Source organism: Pseudomonas versuta (assembly GCF_001294575.1).
In the GTDB taxonomy this organism is placed as follows: Bacteria; Pseudomonadota; Gammaproteobacteria; order Pseudomonadales; family Pseudomonadaceae; genus Aquipseudomonas; species Aquipseudomonas versuta.
Window position 1 is genome coordinate 1,386,576 of record NZ_CP012676.1, and the last position, 21,375, is coordinate 1,407,950.

Annotated in this window: 15 protein-coding genes and 3 pseudogenes; 13 read left to right on the top strand and 5 right to left on the bottom strand. The window is 59.0% G+C overall.

The window, feature by feature from the left end; all coding sequences use genetic code 11:
* Positions 1 to 181: 181 nt before the first annotated feature.
* Positions 182 to 1,744, bottom strand: a complete 1,563-nt coding sequence (locus tag AOC04_RS06255; RefSeq protein WP_205891790.1) for an MmgE/PrpD family protein — start codon at positions 1,742 to 1,744, stop codon at positions 182 to 184.
* A gap of 29 nt (positions 1,745 to 1,773) precedes the next feature.
* Between AOC04_RS06255 and AOC04_RS06260 the strand changes: the two are divergent.
* The 5 genes and pseudogenes from AOC04_RS06260 to AOC04_RS06280 all read left to right on the top strand — a co-directional run.
* Positions 1,774 to 2,687, top strand: a pseudogene (locus tag AOC04_RS06260) (LysR family transcriptional regulator).
* A gap of 196 nt (positions 2,688 to 2,883) precedes the next feature.
* Positions 2,884 to 3,327: a carbohydrate porin gene (locus tag AOC04_RS06265; protein WP_060691645.1), complete on the top strand. Its 444-nt coding sequence runs from the start codon at positions 2,884 to 2,886 to the stop codon at positions 3,325 to 3,327.
* Between the two features lie 78 nt (positions 3,328 to 3,405).
* Positions 3,406 to 3,648, top strand: a pseudogene (locus tag AOC04_RS06270) (ArsR/SmtB family transcription factor); the annotation flags it as partial.
* A gap of 201 nt (positions 3,649 to 3,849) precedes the next feature.
* Positions 3,850 to 5,061 carry a YeeE/YedE family protein gene (locus AOC04_RS06275; RefSeq protein WP_060691646.1) on the top strand — a complete coding sequence of 404 codons (1,212 nt, stop codon included), beginning with the start codon at positions 3,850 to 3,852 and terminating at the stop codon, positions 5,059 to 5,061.
* 20 nt (positions 5,062 to 5,081) lie between these two features.
* A pseudogene (locus tag AOC04_RS06280) lies at positions 5,082 to 5,579 on the top strand (class I SAM-dependent methyltransferase); the annotation flags it as partial.
* Here AOC04_RS06280 and AOC04_RS06285 read toward each other — a convergent pair.
* Positions 5,560 to 7,029 (bottom strand): MFS transporter, encoded by a 1,470-nt coding sequence (locus AOC04_RS06285; RefSeq protein ID WP_060691647.1) that lies wholly within the window; start codon positions 7,027 to 7,029, stop codon positions 5,560 to 5,562. The pseudogene AOC04_RS06280 and the gene AOC04_RS06285 sit on opposite strands and share 20 nt — an antisense overlap.
* A 113-nt stretch (positions 7,030 to 7,142) precedes the next feature.
* Between AOC04_RS06285 and soxR the strand changes: the two genes are divergently transcribed.
* From soxR to AOC04_RS06300, 3 genes are all read left to right on the top strand, one after another.
* On the top strand, positions 7,143 to 7,607 hold the full coding sequence (gene soxR, locus AOC04_RS06290; RefSeq protein WP_060691648.1) for a redox-sensitive transcriptional activator SoxR: 465 nt from the start codon (positions 7,143 to 7,145) through the stop codon (positions 7,605 to 7,607).
* An 88-nt stretch (positions 7,608 to 7,695) separates the two neighbouring features.
* A complete protein-coding gene (locus AOC04_RS06295; protein ID WP_060691649.1) occupies positions 7,696 to 8,130 on the top strand; it encodes a GNAT family N-acetyltransferase in 435 nt (144 codons plus the stop codon).
* 25 nt (positions 8,131 to 8,155) lie between these two features.
* The gene (locus AOC04_RS06300; RefSeq protein ID WP_237178895.1) at positions 8,156 to 8,620 is read left to right on the top strand and encodes a GNAT family N-acetyltransferase; all 465 of its coding nucleotides are present in this window, start codon (positions 8,156 to 8,158) and stop codon (positions 8,618 to 8,620) included.
* On the opposite strand, the gene AOC04_RS06305 is transcribed toward AOC04_RS06300, so the two are convergent.
* Positions 8,621 to 9,277 carry an alanyl-tRNA editing protein gene (locus tag AOC04_RS06305; RefSeq protein WP_060691651.1) on the bottom strand — a complete coding sequence of 219 codons (657 nt, stop codon included), beginning with the start codon at positions 9,275 to 9,277 and terminating at the stop codon, positions 8,621 to 8,623.
* Positions 9,278 to 9,414: 137 nt separating this feature from the next.
* The gene (locus AOC04_RS06310; RefSeq protein ID WP_060691652.1) at positions 9,415 to 14,484 is read right to left on the bottom strand and encodes an RHS repeat domain-containing protein; all 5,070 of its coding nucleotides are present in this window, start codon (positions 14,482 to 14,484) and stop codon (positions 9,415 to 9,417) included.
* A gap of 458 nt (positions 14,485 to 14,942) precedes the next feature.
* Here AOC04_RS06310 and AOC04_RS06315 point away from each other — a divergent pair, with 458 nt between their 5' ends.
* The 3 genes from AOC04_RS06315 (at position 14,943) to AOC04_RS06325 (ending at position 17,217) form a co-directional block, all read left to right on the top strand.
* Positions 14,943 to 15,347 carry a TraR/DksA family transcriptional regulator gene (locus AOC04_RS06315; RefSeq protein ID WP_003446412.1) on the top strand — a complete coding sequence of 135 codons (405 nt, stop codon included), beginning with the start codon at positions 14,943 to 14,945 and terminating at the stop codon, positions 15,345 to 15,347.
* 183 nt (positions 15,348 to 15,530) lie between these two features.
* Positions 15,531 to 16,874, top strand: a complete 1,344-nt coding sequence (locus AOC04_RS06320) for a phospholipase effector Tle1 domain-containing protein (RefSeq protein WP_060691653.1) — start codon at positions 15,531 to 15,533, stop codon at positions 16,872 to 16,874.
* 124 nt (positions 16,875 to 16,998) lie between these two features.
* Complete coding sequence (locus AOC04_RS06325) at positions 16,999 to 17,217, top strand: hypothetical protein (RefSeq protein WP_060691654.1); 219 nt, start codon at positions 16,999 to 17,001, stop codon at positions 17,215 to 17,217.
* A 20-nt stretch (positions 17,218 to 17,237) separates the two neighbouring features.
* Here AOC04_RS06325 and AOC04_RS06330 read toward each other — a convergent pair whose 3' ends face one another.
* Positions 17,238 to 17,468 carry a hypothetical protein gene (locus tag AOC04_RS06330; RefSeq protein ID WP_060691655.1) on the bottom strand — a complete coding sequence of 77 codons (231 nt, stop codon included), beginning with the start codon at positions 17,466 to 17,468 and terminating at the stop codon, positions 17,238 to 17,240.
* Between the two features lie 465 nt (positions 17,469 to 17,933).
* On the opposite strand from AOC04_RS06330, the gene AOC04_RS06335 reads away from it, so the two are divergent.
* Together AOC04_RS06335 and AOC04_RS06340 are read left to right on the top strand one after the other, a co-directional pair.
* Positions 17,934 to 18,404 carry a hypothetical protein gene (locus AOC04_RS06335; protein WP_060696887.1) on the top strand — a complete coding sequence of 157 codons (471 nt, stop codon included), beginning with the start codon at positions 17,934 to 17,936 and terminating at the stop codon, positions 18,402 to 18,404.
* A 578-nt stretch (positions 18,405 to 18,982) separates the two neighbouring features.
* Entirely contained in the window at positions 18,983 to 21,367 is a 2,385-nt protein-coding gene (locus tag AOC04_RS06340; RefSeq protein ID WP_060691656.1) for an efflux RND transporter permease subunit, read from the top strand.
* The last annotated feature ends 8 nt before the right edge of the window (positions 21,368 to 21,375 follow it).

Here is a 21,375-nt window from a genome sequence, read left to right on the forward strand (position 1 = left end):
TGCGCAATGCAAAGCAATGGACGATGGGTAAGGCGCGCCGTGTGAATCGCTGGGAACATGAGGTCGTAATCGATGCAATGCAGACTCGGCTGACCGCATCAACGTTAAGAGAATTCTCCTTGGTACCCAGGGGTAGCGTGTGTGATGCGTGAGTGTCTGTCCATCGATGATGGATTACGCGTCAGTTGGCAACTGTCGCTGCTTTGGCAATGTTGGCTGCGCTGTCGAGTTGCTCCACGTCCCAGCACGTCGCGATTAGCTTGCGTACCTGTTCGTCCGGTAAAATGCCTTTGGCCAGGTCGATAAACTTCGCCTCCAGCTGTTGATCGGTCATCGGCACTTCAAGGCTGCCGATGGCATGCTGGATAAACTTGTGAAGTGTGCGCCCATCTTTCAAGGTAATGGTCATGTCTACCTGCTCTGGCTTGATGGCGGGGTCAATGGTGGCGATCACCTTGTCACGCAGGGCAATAACAGTCGGGTCAAGTACAGCATTGTCGCTGTATTGGCGTTCCCCGGCTGCCCCTTGGATGATGGCGACCGCCACCGAATGGTAGACACTGAACTTACCCTCAAGACCTATCTTCGGTGTTTTTTTGCCGGTCAACTCAAGCACGAGAGGATGCACTTTGAGATCGACTCGAGCAATCTGCTCGGGGGTCAGCGAGTTTTCATTTCGCAGCTCAATAGAGGCGTCGATGGCGGGATGAATCACGATGCCGCATGCGAACGGTTTGTAGGTGTTGAGAGCTGATTCATACCGGCTGCCCAGGCCGTCGGTGATCTCGGAGAAGTCCTGCTTTGTGCTGATGGTATGCGCCCAGCCGCGCTTGGCTTCAATCATCGCGTATGAGCTAGTGAAATCCTTGGCCGCCAGCAAGGCCGCGAACAACCCATTGCTGGCGGCTCGCCCTGGGTTGAAACTTTTATTCATCGAGCCGAAGGATTCACGCAACCCCACCGGCTGGGATGCAGCCAGGCCCAGCGCCCAGACCATCTGCTGTTCAGTCAGGCCGAGCAGTTTGCCGGCCGCCGCGGCTGCGCCAAATACACCAGCCGTACCGGTGATGTGCCACCCGATGTCGTAGTGATCGGGGTAGACCGAATTGCCAATACGCCACTCTGTTTCGACACCCAGGATCAGTGCATTAAGAAATTCCTTACCTGTCACCGGGTGATATTCCGAGAGCGCCAGAATCGCCGACACTACCGGACCGGCGGGATGGATGATGGTCTTGAGGTGGGTGTCGTCAAAATCGTATATATGGCCGGCGACGCCATTCAAGAACGCCGCATTCATGACGTCGAAGCGTTCCGAGCGGCCCAGCAGGCTCGACTGCGCGGGCCCGGAAAATGGATTCAAGGCCGCGATGGCGCGGTCGAGGGTTTCGTGGTGTGAGCCGCCGACGGCTACGCCCACCCAGTTGAGTAAGGTCCGTGTACCTTCCTTGCGAACGTTAACGGGAAGATCCTCGTAACGCGCTTGCACAATGTAGCGCGCAAGGGTGCGGGTGACACCCTGGCCATCATTCCCGGGTATGGCGACCGGATTCGTGGGTGCCTGCTTTGCAGCCTCGGCTGCAAATGTCAGACCTGGTGTGGCCGCAGCGATTGAGGCAAGAGCCCCAACCTTCAAAAGACTGCGGCGATTGAAAGAGTTCATGATGCGCGTGCTCCTTTGCTTATCGTTGTCCGGTGGCACATGCTGGATGCGCACTAAACGATCATGAAGGAAACGGATCATTATGTTCATTGCATGAATCGGATGGACTTATGCGCGGCGGACATAAAATAGAAATGAGTGACCTGCGCTCGTTCGTGACTGTGGCCGAGCGTGGCAGCTTCAGCGCCGCCGCACTGGATCTGCGCCTGTCGCAGCCTGCTCTCTCCCGCCGCATCGCCAAGCTGGAGAGCACCCTAGGCGTGTGCTTGATCGAACGAACCACACGGCGGGTCGACCTTACGGCTGTCGGGCGTGATTTCGCCCGCAAAGCGCGGGAGGTGCTAAATACCTTCGAGTCTTCGCTCCTAGGGATCAATGAGGGAACCAGCCATCTTTATGGCGAAGTGAGCGTTGCCTGCGTACCCTCTGCTGTCATCCATTTTCTGCCCGACGTGCTCAAAGAGTATCGCGCGTCTACCCTAGAATACTGGTCCGTGTGATGGATGAGGGTGCGAGCCACGCACTTTCAAGCGTCGTTCGAAGTGAGGCGGACTTCGGAATTAATTATATCGGGGCGCAAGAAATCAACATCGAATTTGAGGCGATGTTCAAAGAGCGCTTTGTACTTGCCTGCCGTTATGATCATCCGCTGGCCGCACGCACTTCTGTGACCTGGGCAGATATACAAAAATACGATTACATTGCCGTCGCCAAGGCCAGTGGTAACCGCTTTCTTCTTGACCTGGCACTGGCGGACGTTCCCACAATGCCACACCCAGTCTGCGAAGCGCGGCACGTTAGAACCGTGGTCGACATGGTAGAGGCAGGACTGGGAGTCGCCGCTGTACCGCTCCTTGCAATGCCCCGACCAGGCGCGCACTCCAAGTTGCGCAGCGTTCCCCTGGAAGCACCGCAGGTTTTCCGTACCCTGGGTCTAATTCGTCGTCGAGGGCGAGTGCTCTCTTATGCTGCCAAACAGTTGTACGGGATGATCCAGAAATGGTCGATGGAGAGCAAGGACTGAGCCGATCAGGGAGGTCCCGGCTCAATGCCCCGAAACAATGCGTGTTGGCGCTGACGCATTTTTCACCCATCTGCCGAAATTTCATTGACCCAGTTTCAAAAATACAACTCATTGTTGAGTTTCGTTTTTAGGTCGATGGATTGGGGCACAATAGCGTCGGCCCCTGGGTCAAAAATCCATTGGCGGTAACATCGATATGTATCGAGATCGCGATGGCCAGCCGATTGGCCTGACACGAGCGCCCGCGGATCAGAAAGGTAACGCCACTGGCTTTTACCTAATGGCGCAACAACAGGTCTGTCAGGACTCGTCAAATTCAGCTCGCGGCCTTTTGTTGTTTGCCAACGTCATCCAGACCGACCTCGATGTGTTTTATGTCGAGCAAGCCTGGCAGGCCGGGTTATTTCTGAGCGCACCCTTCGACGCTCGCCCGAAGGATGAGATCGGTTTGGCTGTGGGTGGCCTTAAGGTCAACAGCATGCTGCCGATCGGGGTAACAGAGCAGTACATTCCGCACATCGAGTACCCGGCTGAGTTGTATTACGGCGTCAGCACCGGTCATCACGGTCCAGCCCAATGTGCAGTACGTAAAAATCCGGGCGACTTTCGGGTGAGACGGGTGTGGTGGTATTTGGTCTGAAAACCCTTATCAATTTCTAAGACCAACATAAAGCGGAGCAGTCCGCAAAATCATCGATATTTCAGGGTTGAGTGAACTATGGATGCAGAGGCTGCGGAGCTTTCCCAGGCGGCGGTAGCGGGTGCAATTGCTGATCCGTCACGCTCAATAATGTTGTGCGCGCTGCTGGATGGCCGTGCTCGCACGGCCACTGAACTTGCCGCACTGGCCGATATTGCGGCGTCCACCGCGAGCGGTCATTTTGCCCGTTTACGCGAGCAGGGCCTGGTGCAGATGTATGTTCAGGGACGGCATCGTTACAACCGTCATCTCAATTCCAGGGCATTTACCCTGACTGCCTGGGGCGCAACCGCGCTGGCCAAAACATTCGGCGCCTGACAGGGGGTGTAGCCGCTTCGGTTTGAACCCGCCCGGGCACAGGTAATGGGTGACCGGGACCAATAACCCGGAGATCGGACCTGCGCTCGGGTTTATACTCGCCGCCCTTGCAATTAATCAAAATCAAACGAACCGAGATTCTTCATGAGCAGTTCTCTCTCTATGACCCCCGCGCGCAAGTCGTTTGCGCCGCTGGTGGCCTTTATCTTCCTGGTGCTTGGCGCCGTGTTCCTGCAAAACAGCGTCGGCTCGCGCCAAGTGCTGTTGCTGGTGGTCGGCGCGGCACTGGGCTTGACCCTTTATCACGCAGCCTTCGGCTTTACCTCGGCCTGGCGGGTGTTCATCACGGATCGGCGCGGCGCAGGTTTACGCGCACAAATGGTGATGCTGGCGCTGGCGGTGGTGCTGTTCTTCCCGGCGCTGGGGGCGGGAACCCTGTTCGGTCAGCCGGTGGTCGGGCTGGTGGCGCCGGCCGGCATTTCGGTGGTGTTCGGTGCGTTCATCTTCGGTATTGGCATGCAACTGGGCGGCGGATGTGCGTCAGGCACCCTGTTTACCGTGGGCGGCGGCAATGCGCGCATGCTGGTGACCCTGTTGTTCTTTATCTGCGGTTCGCTGATCGCCACTCAGCACGTTGACTGGTGGTTTGCATTGCCGTCGTTTCCGGCGGTTTCCATCGTCAAAAGCTTCGGCGTGATCCCGGCATTGCTCTTGAGTCTGGCGGTGTTCGGGATCATTGCAGCGGTGACCGTACGCCTGGAGAAGGGCCGTCACGGTCAGCTTGAACAGGGCGTGACCAGCGAGCACCCGGGGCTGCGCCGTTTTCTGCGCGGGCCGTGGCCGCTGGTCTGGGGGGCCATTGCCCTGGCCTTGCTCAACTACGCGACCTTGGCGTTGGCCGGACGGCCGTGGGGCATTACGTCGGCGTTCGCCCTGTGGGGTGCCAAGGTGGCCAGCGGGCTGGGGGTTGATGTCGCAAGCTGGGTGTTCTGGCAGGTCCCGGCTAACGCCAAAGCCCTGGCCGCACCGGTGTGGGAAGACATCACCAGCGTCATGGACATTGGCATCATGCTCGGTGCGCTATTGGCCGCCGGGCTGGCCGGACGTTTCGCCCCCAGCCTGAAAATCCCGCCGCGCTCGCTGGTGGCGGCGGTGATCGGCGGCCTGCTGCTCGGTTACGGCTCGCGCCTGGCGTACGGCTGCAACATAGGCGCGTACTTCAGCGGTATTGCCTCGGGCAGCCTGCATGGCTGGGTATGGCTGGTGGCGGCGTTTATCGGCAACAGCGTGGGCGTGCGCCTGCGGCCTTTTTTCTTTGCCGGTGAGCGTCGTCCGCAGGCATTGAGCGGTTGTTAGTACACCTGCTGTGAGTGTGCTGGCGCTTTACTGCCGTGGACCCTTCCGGACCTATGCTGGAGGCAGCGAGGCAGCAGTTGGAGGCCCGCGGTTTGCTGGCAAGTACCGATATGTACCTTGGGCATATCGAGGATCTGGCGCCAGACGATACTCACGACGCCGCCACTCTGATCGGTGTGCTTCACCATCTTGACGGGGACGCTGCCAAACGCGGCATTCTTCACGCCATCCAGGCTCGTCTGAAACCCGGTGCGCCGCTGATTGTGGCTGGCAACCACCATGCCTATGCCAGCCAGCCGTTATTGCTTGCAGCCTGGGGGCAGCGCTGGCGGCAACACGGAGCGAGCCCGGATCAAGTGCAGGTCAAACTCGGGAAAATCCTTCAGGGCGCGGACCCGCCGCATTCCGAGGCTGCGGTGCAAAAACTGTTGCATGAGGCCGGGTTCGGCGAGGCTACCCGTTTCTTCAGCAGCCTGTTCTGGGGGGCTTGGATAACCGTTAAGACGGCCTCAACCTGACCACCCGCAGGGCAGTGAAAACGCCGATGACCGGGGCCAGCGCGAACACCCCGAATAGCCAGCCTGCAGCATTCATCATCCCGGCGATACCGCCGGGATCTGTGAGGCCTGCGAGGTTGGCGACCATCCCCGCCAGCGCCGCGCCGAGGGCGGTCGCGAACAACTGCACGGTGGTAATGGACGCGCTGGCCAGGTCCTGCTCGCCAGCGGGCGCGACCTGGAACACCCGGGTCAGCAGATGCGGCCATGCCAGGCCAACCCCCAGTCCGATGGCAACCAGCGCCAGGCAGATGGGTATGAGCGCCTGCCAGTCCCCGCTACTTTGATTAGGCATCAGCACCGCAAGCGCCAGCATCCCGGCCAATCCAAGCGCCGGGCCGGCGAGGATCGCGCGGCGGATGCCTTTGCCGCTCGCTCCTGAACTTGCGATTGACCCCAGCGTCCAGCCGGCCCCCATGAGCGCCGCGAGATAGCCGGCCACCAAGGGCGACTGATGGTGCAGGACCTGCAGGAACAGCGGCACGAATATTTCGCCACTGGTCACTGCGCCCGCAAGCAATGCCATAGTGGCGTAAAGCGCGCCCAGCGCGGTGCTGATGCGCAATGCGCCCGCCGGCAGCAGCCGGTGGCGGGCGCGGCTTTCGGTGCGTATCAACAGAACGCTGAGGATGGCGGCGGCGCCAAGCCCCAGAATATTGCGCGACAGAACAGGCGCGACACTACCGGCCGAAACTGCGAGTACGGCTGCTGTCAGGAGCACCAATTGGGCCAGAGGAAGCGGCGAGCCGGCAGCTTTGACACCGCGTTTGGGCAGTACGGTCGCAGCGAGCAGGGCGAACAGTGCTGCCACCGGGATCAGCGACCAGAATGCCGCCCGCCATACCCCGAGTTCGGCGAAGATGCCGCCTACCGCAGGGCCCACCAGGGTTGCCACCCCCCACATGCCCGAGACCAGCGCCATCGCCCGCGGCCACAGAGATTCATCGAATACCAGACGGATCATTGCGTAGGAGAGCGCGAACAGGAAGCCGCCCCCCAGTCCCTGAATCAGACGGCCACCGAGCATTACCGGCATGGAGGGGGCAAACGCACAGATCAACGCGCCTGCTGCAAATACCAGGGTGGCGCTGATGTAAACGCCACGGGGCCCGGTGCGGGCGAGCAATCTGGCCGACAGCGCCGAACCGAGGATGGAGGCTGCGACGAACAGGGTGGTGTTCCAGGCGTAATAGTCGATGCCGCCAATGTCCTGGACCACGGATGGCAAAATGGTGGTGGCAATGTAGACATTGATCGCATGGAGGATGACGCCGCCGGCCAGAGCCAGTGAGCGCACGCCATTGGCGCCCGAGAGCAGGGCGGCCCAGCCGGTTCTGGCGGGGCCGGCACAAGTCTGCGGCGTGGCTGCCGGTTGCGCGTGTTGATCGGACGGGACGTGACGCGGGTCCATGTTAGCTCCACTTCAAGAGGTCAATCGCAGCCGCGAATGAAGGCTTGCAAAGGCAGGCCGACAGTCTTTATAAGACCTCATGTAAAGGTGAGGTCAACAGGAGTCCGCTACCCATGATCGATGTCCGAGTGCCGCTTGCGGTAGGCGAAGTAGCCCGCCGCTGCGGTGTCACTATCGCTACCGTGCACTTCTACGAGGCCAAGGGGCTGATCCATGGGCAACGGAACGCGGGCAACCAGCGCCGTTATTCACGGGATATTCTTCGTCGGATAGCCATCATCAAAATCGCACAGCGTGCCGGTATCCCTCTGGCAACCATCAAGGGGGCGCTGGACCAGCTTTCATTCGGGCGGCCGCTCACGGCCAGGGACTGGACGCAGCTCTCGACAATCTGGCGGGACATGCTGGATGAGCGTATTCGTAGCCTCAGCCAGCTTCGCGACCAGCTCGACGGCTGCATCGGCTGTGGCTGCCTGTCCATGGACGATTGTCCGCTGCGTAATCCTGGCGACCATTTGCAGCAGCTCGGGGCAGGAGCCGTCCTGCTGGAAAAAGACCCCGCGCCACCGGGAGACTGAAGGTCTGCGCCGGGTGAAATCGCGGCGTGGTTTTCAAGCTGCTTCTGCTAGTCTGGGCGCCCCGTAATTGATCAGGAAAGGCCGGTCAATGTTCACTATCCGAGTCATGACCCTGGACGATTACGCTGCGGTGATCGCCCTGATAACACGAACCCCCGGTGTGTCCCTGCGTGATGCCGACTCCCGCGAGGCCACCGCCAGATACCTGGCACGCAACCCCGGGATGAGTTTCGTTGCGCACATCGACGGCGTCATTTGCGGTTGCATCATGAGCGGGCACGACGGCCGCAGAGGCTACTTGCAGCATTTGGTGGTGGTTGCTGACTGTCGCCGGCAAGGCATCGGCAAACAGTTGGTAGAGCGCTGCCTGTCGGAGCTTGAGAAGCACGCAATCCACAAATGCCATGTCGACGTGTTCAAGACCAATGAATCGGCTGCCAGATACTGGCAAAGCCAGGGCTGGCAGTTCAGGTCGGACATCGACAGGTATTCGTTTACCCGATCAGAGAATGAAAATATATGACCGCCCCCGACCGTGGAGGCATGCCTTGCACAGGGTGAGAGTCATTCGTCGCGCCCGTCAGGACGATGTTGAAGCCATCGCGGTGCTGGTCAACCAGGCCTATGCGCCCTGGATCTGCAGGATCGGCAAAAAGCCGGGCCCCATGCTTGAGGACTACCGCCAGGTGGTGGCTGATACCCATACCTTCGTGCTTAAAGAAGGGCCGGATCTGTTGGGGGTTCTGGTGATGGGCCTGGAGCACACAGAATTGCTTCTGATCAACATCGCCGTGCTGCCTCGCCATAAAGGCAAAGGTATCGGGAAAATCCTGATGGCGTTCTGTGAGCGCCATGCACTGGGCAATGGGTGTGATGCCATACGGCTCTACACCCATGAACTGATGACCGAGAACATCGAAATCTACAAAAAGCTTGGCTACCGGCATACCCATAGCGCTAAAGAGAATGGATTCGCCAGGGTATTTATGGTCAAGGCACTGCCCGTTCGGTGATCAGCTGACAGGCACTTCATCCGCCAGCATGATCTCGATCCGCTCCTTGCCCCGACCGGTATTTTTGCGCTTGAGCTTTATTGCGCCTATCTCGCGAGTTGATTTGGGATGGGTACCGCCACAGGCCATTTTCGCGAAACCCTCAACTTCCCAGTACCTGCGCTGGCCCGGCACATCGCTGAAACCTGTGACTACAGGCAGGTCGCGGGTGATCAATTGTGCGGCCGCCGATTCGATATCCGAAAACAGCGGTGCGAGGCTCTGATCACTGGCGAAATCTATCCGGGCCTTATCTTGTGCGATGTGTGCACCCATGCGCTCGATGCCGGGGCGCAACTGATAAACCATTTGCAGGACCATTTCTGCGGCGAAGTGCAGGCGCATCAGCCGGTATCGGCGCGCCCACTCAACTTGCCAGGTCACCCTGTCGTTCACTTTCAGCTGATGGTCATGGGGCAGGCTGTAGATGATCTCCAGGCCACGCTTTTCGGCCTTGAGCACCCGGTATCCGGCCAGTGAGCCATAATCGCTTTCCTGACCGCCGGAGAAGGCAAAAAAAATCGTCGCATCGACCTGTACCTGCTCGCCGTCTACGCGAGTGACGAGGGTGTCCAGGGTGACTCGATAGGGATCTTCCCAGAATATTTTCCGCGTCATGGTCAATGATCCTTTTGGGCCGCAAAGTGGATTAAGGTAATCAATGCGCATGCAAATATCTTGTACGATCTTGCTATCCAGGACCTGGTCTGGATGGATGAACGGCGCAGTACTGCACCGTTCAAACTCCGCGCCTTTTACTGCATCCGAATCAGATTTGCGTGCTGGGCAAGCTGATTACGGTGACGCCACAAGAGGTCTTCCAGGAAAAGCGGGTGTTCAACCAAATTCTCAGCAAAGGGCGCTGCGCCGCCTACCCGTTGCAGTTCCTGAGCTTCGTAATAAAACGGATCAAGGTGTTGAATCTTGTTCGGATCTATTCCTGCCTGAGTCAATTGATGGGGGTAAAAGTCCGGGTGTTGCCCGGATGCAATACGTCTTACTTCGCGTACAAAATTGGGGTTTTCTATTTGTGGATAACCGCCCCGGGTGGTCCTTATGCCGTTGTGCTCCCAGGCTAAAAGCCTCCCATCCCTGATAGGCGTGGCTCGTGGAGGTAATTGCAGTGGGGTGATCGGCTTATTGGCATAAACGGCAAGCCTGTTAGCCGAGTTGGTTTGCCCTATATTTTGCAGATCACCACGGGACAAACGCGGCAAGAAACTATCTCTGGTCGGTCCTTGTTCCAGCAGGTAGGACAGGTCCATATCGCGCATGGGGGCACTCGATCCTACTCGTTGAGCCTGTCCCGGTATGCCTCGGCTTCTTCCCCCGGCGTTCTGCAACTTCTGCTGCCAGGCACCGACAAACTTGCCCGCTTTCTTGACCCCCTTGGCAGCCGCTCCGGCAATCGACGGCGCAGCCGATGCCAGACCTGTGGCCATCCCGACCCAGCCCAATATCCGCCCTGCGTTTTCATTGCCGGTGGCCAGCAAGGCTATCGAGGCGACGTCTGCGGCCAGCGACACCGCGCTCAATGTCGCAGTGGTGACTGCCGTTACATAGCTGGCAGTCAGCGCCGCAGTGGGCGCTGCCAATGCACCGAATGAGGCCACGGTGCCCACCAACGCGAACGCAATCCCCACCGCCGGCAGCAACCAGTCCAGCCACGAATGGCCCGACGGGTCGATGCGGTTGACCGGGTCGCCGGCGCAGTAGGCGTAGCCATTGAGGCCGCCTTCACCGAAGGGGCTGAGGCTGTCACGGCTGTGAAAACGCATCAGCGCCGGATTGTAGATGCGGTAATCACCGAGGAAGTACCAGCCGCTGTCTTGTTCGCGCAGGGCTCCGGCGTAGCCCAGGCGGCTGGCGCCGGGCTGGCTCTGGCCGTAGGCGCCGTAGACCGGGGTATTGATCCCGTCCTCGGCCTCAGTAGTCACAGAGCCCTGGGCATCGGTGCCCAGCAACATGACTTTGCGCACCGCTGAGGCCAGCCGGCTTTCGGCCACCGGCACCGCACCTGCCCGTACCCAGCGGGTTTGAGTGTCTTCACCCAGCTCGCAACTGAGCTGGCCGCTGGTGTGGTAACGCCAGCGGGGGCCGCGCAGATCCTCGGTCTTGATGATGTTGCCCGCCGGGCCGTAGTGCCAGCGGCGTTCTCCTGTAGGCAGGGTGACGCCAATGAGTCGGCCCAGGGTGTCGTAGTGCAGTGGATTACCGCGCTCGTCGCGTTTGAGATTGCCGAGGGCGTCGTACTCCAGGGTTACCGGCGTCGGGTAATCGCTTCGGCTGTGGCTGATGTTTATCAGCTGGGTGAGGTCAGAAGGGTTGTAGGTAAATGTGGTGACATTGTTTGCGCTGGCATCGGCAAATAGCGTTTCCAGACTGCGCACATTGTCCAGCGCATCGTATTCAAAGTGCTGTTCGCGGTAGGTTTGGCCGTGGGCGTCTTCGGGCAACTCCTCGCCCACGAGCCGCTGGGCGACCATGCGGCCACGTATGTCGTAGTCGAAGGTTTCACGACGTATCAGAACACCGTCACGGGTCAGTTCGCGCTGGGTCAGCTTGCCGTCTTTGCGCCATTGCTGAGTCTGTACTTCTACATGTTGTGCGCTCGGTGTGTGGGTTTCGGTAGTGCGACGGGCGGGACGGCCGAGGTTGTCGTAGCTCAGGGTCACGGTCATGTCCCGAGCGCCGTCTTTTGACTGGGTGCGCTGCTGGTGGATGCGCGAGGCCGCATCGTAAGTGACGCTAATGGTGACGTCGGGACCTTGCTGCACGCTCAAACGGCCGAATTCATCGTACTGGCAGCGCTGTTCGGCGCCGTCGGCATCGGTCAGCCGCGTGACCTTGCCCGCTGGTGTGGTGGTTTGCTGTTGTGAACGAGGTTGATCGCCTTGCCAGTTGTAGTCCGCCTTGGTCAGCAAACCTGACGGCGACCAGTGATCTTTTTGCATGCCCAGGTTGCCTTGGGCTTCCAGCAACCGGCCACTCAGAGGATCGTACTTGTTGAACACGCTGATGCCGGGGGCTTCTAGTGACAGCAGCGCACCGCCCAGTTCCGGCTGACGTTCGGTCTGGACCTGGGTGCCGTCGGGCAGCGTCTGGGTATGGGCGTGGATTTGTCCTTCGGCGTATTGCCATTCAGACACACTCTGGCCGACCTTTTCCCACACCAATCGGCCAAGACCGTCGTATTTGCGCTCGCCCAGCAGCACTTCATTGCTGCCTAGCGAAGGATGGGTGATCGACACCGTAGCCGGTAATTCACCGTCATGGCCTTCGGCGTAGGTGCGCTTGATCAGGCTGCCGTCGGGTAGCGTGGTCGACACCAGTCGATCGCGGGCATCCCAATCCTGACGCGTCTCCCGGCCCATGGCATCGGACTGGCTGATGCAGCGACCCAGCCCGTCGTAGCTCCAGCTCAGCTCATGCTGCAGCACGCCGTCGGCGCTGTACAACTGCTCGGTCAGCGGCTTGCCATCGAGGGTGTGGGTCGTCACGGTTTTGGCCCCGTCCACGCCATTGGCGTCGGTCTGCCAACGGGTGCCGGTCAGTGCCACAGGGTCGGCTTGAGTGTGTTGCGTCACCCCATCAGCTCCGGTTTCCGTTAGCACATTGCCCCAGTCGTCAAAGGTACGTTCGGTGCTCAGGCTCAGGGCCGGAGTGTCTTCGTTACCGGGGTCGTAGCTGGTCTCCCGAAATACCCGGCCCAACACGTCATATTCGCCAGTCCAGGCGGTATAAGTCTCACCGCTGTCGGTCTGTTTTTCTCGACGAATTTCCCGGCCCATACCATCTAGCCAGACCGTTTCCTTACGCCCCGAAGCGCCTATTCGGCTCTGGCAACGCTCGCTTGCTGACAACGAATAGGCCCAATTGACCTCGGCCTCGAACGCCGAATCCGGGGCGGCGACCTCTTGTACTACACGGCCCAGGGCATCGTGGGCAAAGGCGATGCGCATTTGCTCATCGGTCTGCTCGGTGACCATCAGGCCCGAGTAAATATCCTGCGAGGATTGGGAGCTGGATTCATGCCCGTCGTGGCCGGTGAAGGTGACGTTTTCCTGAAGCACCGCATGCTCAAGCGACCGTGCATTGCGGGCTTGGTTGAGCTGGTAGCTGTAGGAGCGGGTGGTGCTTTTACCCTGCACGGTCTGAGTTTCACTGAGCATGCGACCGTGGTGGGGCGATGCTGGATCGACGATAAAGGTCTGGCTGGAACGGCCCAGCTCGGTACGTTTTTCGCCCTCCACCAGCAACAGTTTCTCCTCGCTGCTCTGGATAAAGGTCGGCAGTGCAAACTCGGGCGCATCCTGACGTACTGGCAATGATTGATAGCGATATTGAGTCTGCTTCACCGGACCCTCGGTGCCGGGTGGCGGACTCACTGTGCGACTTTTCAGACGGGTAATCCTGCCCAACGGATCGGCCGGGCAGTTGTCGGTCTCACCACTGACCGGGTAATACTCCGACGCTTCAATGCCACCCAATGCATTGCGGTGCCACACCGGGTTGCCCAAGTCGTCGTAACGGGTTTCTTCTTCAGTGCTCAGTTCACGCAGCACCCGCTGCCCGTCCAGCCGCGCCTTGCGGGTAATCACCTTGTGCGGGAACTGGAAGTAAGGCAGTTGCCGGGCAATGGGCAGCCAGGGCTCGTCGTAATAGGTGGTCTCGGTTTCCTGCAAGGTCTGGCCCTGTAACGTGCGTTCGCGGGTCAGCAGATGGAAACGGTTAAAGGTGCGGGATACCGTTTGCAAAACAGTACCCCGGGCATCCATCAGAGTTTCGGTAGAGCCATAAAGGAAATCGCCACCCCCTGTCAGGTGGTAAAGATTGTCCTCACGGTTGCGCCACTGGCGCACCGCCGGCCAGCCGAAGTAATTGTTGGAGCCATAAAGGCCGTAGTCATAACGAACCAGCTGCACCGGCTGGCCGTCACCCGGATCCTTGCGGGTCTGACTGACCACCGGCATCCGTGGGAACGGCGCGCCCGGCGGCAACGCCAGGCCGTTGGCCTCGCTGTAGGTCACTTCCTCGGTACTGCCGGTGGGCTGGGTGCATTTGCTCAGCAACAACAAGCCCGAGCTCGCGGTGCTGTAGTCAAACTGCCAGCCGTTATTGGGCAATCCGTCCACCGTCACCCGGCGCAACTGCCCGGAGATGCGCTGAAAAGTCATCACCATCTGTGAGGGAGTGTCGGGTTGCAGAGTCAGATGGGTAAGCTGGCCTTCGTAGGCAAGTGCCACCAGTGTACGGCCCTGGGCATCGCTGACTTGCTGCAAATAAGCCGCGTTGCCGATCGAGCGCCAGTCAAAACTCAGGGCACTGCCATCGGCTCCCACCAGGGTGCTGACCACCCACAGGCTCGGATGCCCGGCCAATGGAATCAGGCGCTCACAGGTGCCGTCGTTATGCCGCACCCACATCTCCTGGCGCTGAACCGTAACCGTCACCACCGGCAAGCGAACGTCCGGGAAGCGCATGCCCTGGCCAACAATCTCGCCGCGAAAACGCTCGCCGGAATTGAGCTGCAACTGCTGACTGGCGCCGTCCCAGGACGTGGTGCCGAGCATCCAGCCCAGGCCAAAACCCTGATCCTCGGTCATCAAGGGGCTGTAACCCAGACGCAGCTGGCTGATCGGCCCGCGCAGATCGTTGGCGGCGCCGGTGGGCAGGCTCACCGAGGCCGAGAATGAACCGGTGCGTGGGTCGACCCCGGCACTGATGCTGCTCATGAAGTTGTAGGCACCGGAATAAACGTCGCCAGTACTGAACAGGCTGGCGGCGGATCGGGTGTCGGGGGTGTGGTCAGTTGGATTGGTCATGATGGCTATTCCCTGGTTGGCTGGAACGGAATAGCAAAATAGGAGCGCGCAGTTGAGGCGAACAATGAGCACGGGCTGTAAGGGGCGCCGGCACAAAAAGCCACGTCGGCAGGGCAGGGCAGGTGCTGTCTGGGAGTATTGCGGCGGCCATCGAATGGCTCGGACCGGTAAGCGCACCGCGCTGGTTGTTGTCATTTTCAGCGCGACAATTGAATTTCTTGCTATAAACGCACTCCATTAGCCCCTGCGTGACACGTTTTTCGTCGTTTTCCATGTTTTGCTGGACAAATAGCTGTCATTTCAGTTGCTGACTCGATAAGTCGGCCTTAGACTGCCGCCCCTCGTAAATTGAGTGCCGGGTGGCGCTTGAAATAGATAGCACCTAACTGGTTGGGATGAAGAACGGTCAGGACGCTCCCTAATTCGCCTTAATGCACGTATTTTTTATAGAGAAATCAATGACAAAGGATAAGTTGCTGGCCATGCCGGCGGATGACTACATGAATGCCGAGCAACATGCTTTTTTCAGCGAGCTGTTGCAAAACATGAAGGTTGAAACCCACGAGCGTATTGAGCAGAACCGCATCGCCATCGAAAGCCTGGACACTCCGGCCGACCCTGCGGACGCCGCTTCGGTTGAAGAAGAGCGTACCTGGCTGGTGAACTCTATCGATCGCGATCAGCGTATGCTGCCTCAGCTGGAACAAGCGCTGGAACGCATCAAAGATGACAGCTTCGGCTGGTGTGATGACAGTGGCGAGGCAATCGGCCTTAAGCGCCTGCTGATCAGCCCTACCACCAAGTACTGCATCGAAGCTCAAGAGCGTCATGAGCAAATCGACAAGCATCAGCGTCAGGCCTGATTGTTTGGCCTTGCAGCAGCCGCGCCACGCGGCTGTTGCAGGATGCAGGCGTTCGCTCTGCATCTTTTTGTTGTAAATCCCCCCCCAACATCCTGTGAGCATTGAGCTGGTCGGGCTTGTTGCGTCTACTTATATTTGGCGCGGCATTTTTGCGCGCAGCCGAAATAATCGAGGACAGGATTGATGAGCAATACAAGCAACGCAGGACGAGTGTTGCGGGTCGGTATCTTTTTTGATGGCACGGCCAATAACCAGTTCAATAGCCTGCAGGGACAGCAGCGCCAGGAACAGGGGCTGATGATTGATGCCGGCAGCAGCTATGCCGGTGTACCGACCAATATTGCCAGGCTGCTCCAGTGCTACCCGGCGCAGTCCGGGTTTGATCCCGCAGGCTGCGCAGTGACCTCGCTGTACATCGGTGGCATCGGCACCACTACCGGCTGGCCCGATACTCCGTTTCCGGGGCAGACCTATGGTCGTGGCAAAACTGGGGTGCTGGGCAAGGCCGAACAGGCTCTGGCGCAGCTGACCGAATGCTTGAAGCATTTTGTAGCGCTGCTGGCACCGCAGACCCTGAACCGCCTGCAGCTGGATCTGTTTGGGTTCAGTCGTGGCGCTGCGGCGGCCCGCCATTTTGTAAACCTGTTCAACGCCGACGGATTAAAAACGCAACTGGCATTAGCCGCCGATTTTGAGTGTGCCATCCACTTTATCGGTTTGTTCGACACCGTCGCCGCAATGGGCGGGCTGGAGGATTGGGGCGATGTCGGCGATGACGTTAACCCCGGACTCAACCTGTACCTGAGCCCGGATTGTGCGCAGCAGGTCGTCCAGCTGAGCGCACGGGATGAACAACGGCGTAATTTTTCGTTGACCCGTATCGCCCCGCAATGGCCCATGGATGTTGCGGTACCAGGGGCGCATGCCGACGTTGGCGGCGGTTATCCGCTGGATATGCAGGAACAGGTTTTTTTGACCCGCTGGCAGAGCAATCTGGTGCCGCCGTCCACTGCCATTGAACAGACCCGGGCCTGGAAGTTGACCCAGGCTCAGTTACTGGCCTGCCAGGCCGAGGACTTGATTGACCCTCTGGCTCCGGATGATTTTCTGCGGCTACGCACTGTTGAGCGCAATGAAGGCTCGCGCGAGGACCCGATGAAGCGGGTGCAGGCTGCGGTGTTTATGCAGCGCAGGATAGATGGCCGTCTGGCACGGGTGTACTTGCGGATCATGCATGCTCTGGCTTGTGAGCACGGTGTTCCTTTCAGGGCATTGCCCGGTGAACAGGCCGAACTGCCTGATGAGTTGCTGGCGATCATGGCCAGGCTTGCGGAGCAGGTGCGCCAGGGAGCTGTCCAGCTCACAGCCGACGAAGAGCGCTTATTACGCCAGCGTTACATCCACCGGTCTGCTAACTGGAATGCGGGTGTGGGGGCGGGTGAGGCAGCGGTGCAAAGGGCTTTTTTCAACATTCCCCAGGAAGGCGGACGCTCGGTCTACGATCAGAAAGCCCCGGATTACGCGTAGGCAAAACAGAGATTGTTACGGTTTATGCAATTGATCTATGCCGTACATAGCTTTTTCCGATGGGTATTTGCCACTACCATAGGCAACATCGTTAGGTTGCTAACTAATTGCTGGAGAAATCATCATGCCTAATCAGGTTGATGTTGCCGTAATGATCGGCAGCGGTGTTCCCAAGGGCTTGCGAGAAACGGGGCAGAAGGTCTGCTGGGTGGTGCTGGTCAATGGCGAGCAGCGCGGTACGGCTTTTTCCAATCGCCCGGAAGCCGAAGAGTGCCGCGCTGCATGGCTGGCGCAGCTGGGCACAAGCCATGAGTGCAATGCGGGGCATGCTCAGCGCGCTTGATGCAATACAAAGTGTTGGATCTAGGAATTGAGGGCGCCAGCGTCCACTGCGGCTTTTAATTCTTTTGCCGATTGCCTGGCGGCATCTGCGGCCTGTTCGGCTGTCTTGAACCAACGATCCTTCTCGACCTGATGGTAGGTGACTGTTGTTAGCGGTGGTTTGGCCCGCATGATGATCACTGCCTGAAATTCGCCGTCAACGTCTTTGGACTCACCGCGGATAAAAAATTCGCCAATATCAAATTCCGTCACGTGTCGCTTTCCCTTGGAGGTAATGGAGCCTGCATAACCGGGCGGCATGGGCCAGGTCGATTTTTACGCGAGTATGGCAGCAGTTGACTGTGCGTGGCGCAGTTAACTCATCCATGCGACGAAAGCCCTGTCCAGCAGGGACTCAATCGGGCAGAAAATGCATTGATTGCTGAACAGACAAGAGGATGTCTATACCCAACTTCGCGTATGACCCGTTAGAATGGCGCCCCCGGCTATATTTTTCAGCCAGCTTTAGCTGATACAGGCGCTGCTTCAATCTGTAGTGCCTGTTCGCCGGGTTAATCATGGCGGGGTCTATCAGTCTGAATGTTACATGCCACTCCTGACTCGAGCAGTCAGGAGCACTTGTCGTACTTTGTTTTTAATCAAGTAGCTCTGGTCTTTTTTTCTGCTGCCGGTGGTTTGCCCCGGTCAGTTTCATTTCAGGTTTTCGAGGGTTTTGCGTTGGCAGTCAGTAATTTGGAAATGCACGCGTTGTTTGTTCTGGGTGACTTGCGGGCCCGCTTGGTCAAGCTGTTCCATTCACGCTTTGTATACGTCACCGAGCAAAATGCTGAAGGTATTTACATCGCTGAAATTGATACTGAAACAGCGCTGGTGGTAGATGACAAGCCGGGCCTGGAACTCAAGGTAGGTGATCATTTTCGCGCTGCAGTGTTGCCCAGCCGCGAAGGTGGCAAGTTCGAAATAAAATTTCGCGACATCAAGATGACCATCTACGGTATCGGTGAATACGCCTATGTTGCCTCACCACTGGGTGAAGGGGTGGTATTCAAGGAAGGCCAGACCGTCATGTTGATCTTTGCCGCCAAAGAGCAACTTACCGAAGGTTTGAGCAAAACACTCAAGGCCGTGACCGCCAAAGCCGCCAAATGGCCCAAGGGCGAATTGACCTTCAAGGCCAGCAAAGAGTGACACGCGTCGCTGACAAATACGCCGCCCGCTGCTGCGTCCCTGCGCATTACGATTGCTTCGCAACCGGACGTAGCCTGCGGCAACTGCTACATCTGTAGCAGCTGACGAGTGAAACGAGGCTGCGTTCGAGCGCAGCTCGCAAAACCTGGCGCCCCCTCATCGTTTAGATGCGCCGCACGTTGCTGCGTCCGTCCGCTGCGGCCCTGCGCATTACGATTGCTTCGCAACCGGACGTAGCCTGCGGCGACTGCTACATCTGTAGCAGCTGACGAGTGAAACGAGGCTGCTTTCGAGCGCAGCTCGCAAAACCTGTAACCCCTTTTTCGACTGCTGCGCACTCGATCGCAGCCCCGTGCCTCGTCAGCCACTACCCAGTCCCTCCCTCAAATAGCCTAGGCCTTATGGACGATGTCCGGGTCCCGGGCCAGCTTGATGATCGATCCCACTCAAGAGGGGCTGATAAACCGGCCGCAACCAGAAAAATAATAAAAATGTGCGAGGGATCGTGAGCATGAGCGCCATCGTCTTTTCATTAGCTGTGCGAGGTCGAAATGGCCGACGCTCATAAAACTCCTCCCATGCAGCGTTTTGTGAATCGATGTGCCGACCGGTTAATGGCGCGCCGTAAATGCCTGCTCGGTTTTTTCCTGCTGATTACCCTCGGCCTGGGGTACAGCGCCACCCATGTCAGGCTGGATCCGGGGTTTAACAAACAGATCCCCGTGCGACATGCCTACATGCTCAACTTCCTGGACTTCAGCCGGATTTTCACCGGGGCCAACCGGCTGCTGGTGAGCGTGCACTGGAAGGGCGAAGGCGATATCTACAACCCTGAGTTCCTGCAGACTTTGCAGCAGGTCACGGACGACGTGTTCTACATCTCCGGCGTCAGCCGCCCCAGCGTGACTTCGCTGTTCACACCCAATGTGCGCTATATCGAAATCACCGAAGAAGGCTACGTCGGCGACCTGGTGGTGCCGCCGCAATATGCGGCGACGCCTGAAGACCTGCAGCAAGTTCGCAGCAATGCCGCCCGCTCCGGGCAGATCGGCCGATTGCTGGCCAATGACCTGAAATCGGCGATGGTGCGCGCCGATCTGCAAGACATTGATCCCAAAACCGGGCAGCCGGTGAGCTATGTACAAATCGCCCGGCACCTCGAAGACATTCGCGCCAAATACAGTAATGCCGACATCGAAATCAACATCGTCGGTTTCGCCAAGCTGGTGGGCGATGTGGTCGAGGGGCTGAATACGGTGATGGGCTTTTTCGCCGTCGCATTCCTGATCACCGGTTTACTGCTGTGGGTCTATTCACGGTCGTTGCGCCTGACCCTGGTCGCGCTGTTCGTGGCCTTGTTGCCGGTCATCTGGCTCCTGGGGTTGCTGCCCTTACTGGGCCTTGGTATCGACCCGATGTCGATTCTGGTGCCGTTTCTGATCTTCTCGATTGGCGTATCCCATGCGGTGCAAATGACCAATGCCTGGAAGCAGGAAGTGCTGGCGGGCAGCGATTCGGTGAGTGCGGCCAAGGCCGCCTTCAGCAAGATATTCATCCCCGGCGCCCTGGCACTGCTGATGAATGCCCTGGGCTTCGGGGTAATCATGCTGATCGATATTCCCATCGTTCACGAACTGGGCATCACTGCGTGCATCGGCGTGATGCTGATGATCATCACCAACAAAATCATGCTGCCGCTGATCATCGCCCACCTGCAACTCGAGCCGCATCTGCTCGGCGCCCGGACACAGCAATCGACCCGACGCCACCCGCTATGGTGGCGGCTATCGGCCCTGGCCACCCCGGGCCCGGCACTGTGGGTGTTTGCCATCAGCCTGCTGTTGCTGGCAGCGGGGGCGTACAAGGCCCGCGAACTGCAGATCGGTGACATCGGCTCCGGGGCCCCGGAACTGCGGGCCGACTCGCGCTACAACCAGGACAACCAGAAAATCATCGGCAACTATTCCATCGGGCTGGATGTGCTCTCGGTATTTTTGACCATCGGCGGGCGTAGCGAAGCCTGCCTCGACCCGGCGGTCATGCGTGCTGTCGAAACCTTCGACTTCAAGATGCGGGAAGTGCCCGGTGTGCAATCGGTGCAAAGCGTGGCCGGCATGAGCAAGCAAGTGATTGCCGGCAACAACGAAGGCAACCCGCGCTGGGCAGCGATCCCGGGTTCCGCCCAGGGCTTGCAGCAGGGCGCCTATGCCTATTCGCCGGATTCGGGGCTGGTAACTGACAGCTGCCAGAAAATGCAGATTCTGGTGTTTCTGACCGACCACGAAGGCGCCACCGTGGCTCAGGTGTTGAGGGAGGCCAAGCGCATCATTGGCGCGATCCAGGTACCGGGTGTGACGTTCCACCTGGCGGGCGGCAACATCGGTGTGATGGCCGCTTCCAATGAAGCGGTCAAGCAGGCCGAGGTGGTGATGCTGGCGGCGCTGTTCTTCTCCGTGGCGCTGTTCTGCCTGCTGACCTTCCGTTCATTGCGCGCCGTGCTGTGCATTCTGGTGCCGCTGGCGATTGTAGCGGTGCTGTGCAATGCCCTGATGGCGATGCTGGGCATTGGCCTCAAGGTTGCGACCTTGCCGGTCATGGCGCTGGGGGTGGGGGTGGGCGTGGATTACGGGATCTACCTCTACGAGCGCATCGAGCACGAGATGCAGGCCGGGCAAGACCTGCGCGAAGCCTTCTACCGCGCCATGTGCCAGCGCGGTACGGCGGCCGTATTTACCGCCATCACCATGTCTCTGGGGGTTTGCACCTGGGTGTTTGCGCCCCTCAAGTTCCAGGCCGACATGGGTGTGCTCCTGGCCTTCATGTTTCTGGTCAACGTACTGGGCGCGATCTTCCTGCTCCCGGCGCTGGCCGCGTGGTTCGACTTGGGCAAGCCGCTGGTGAACAGACAGCGGCAGGTGTGTGAAACCGGCAATTTCAGCACTGCGCAGGTTAACCGGCTTTAGGTGGGAGC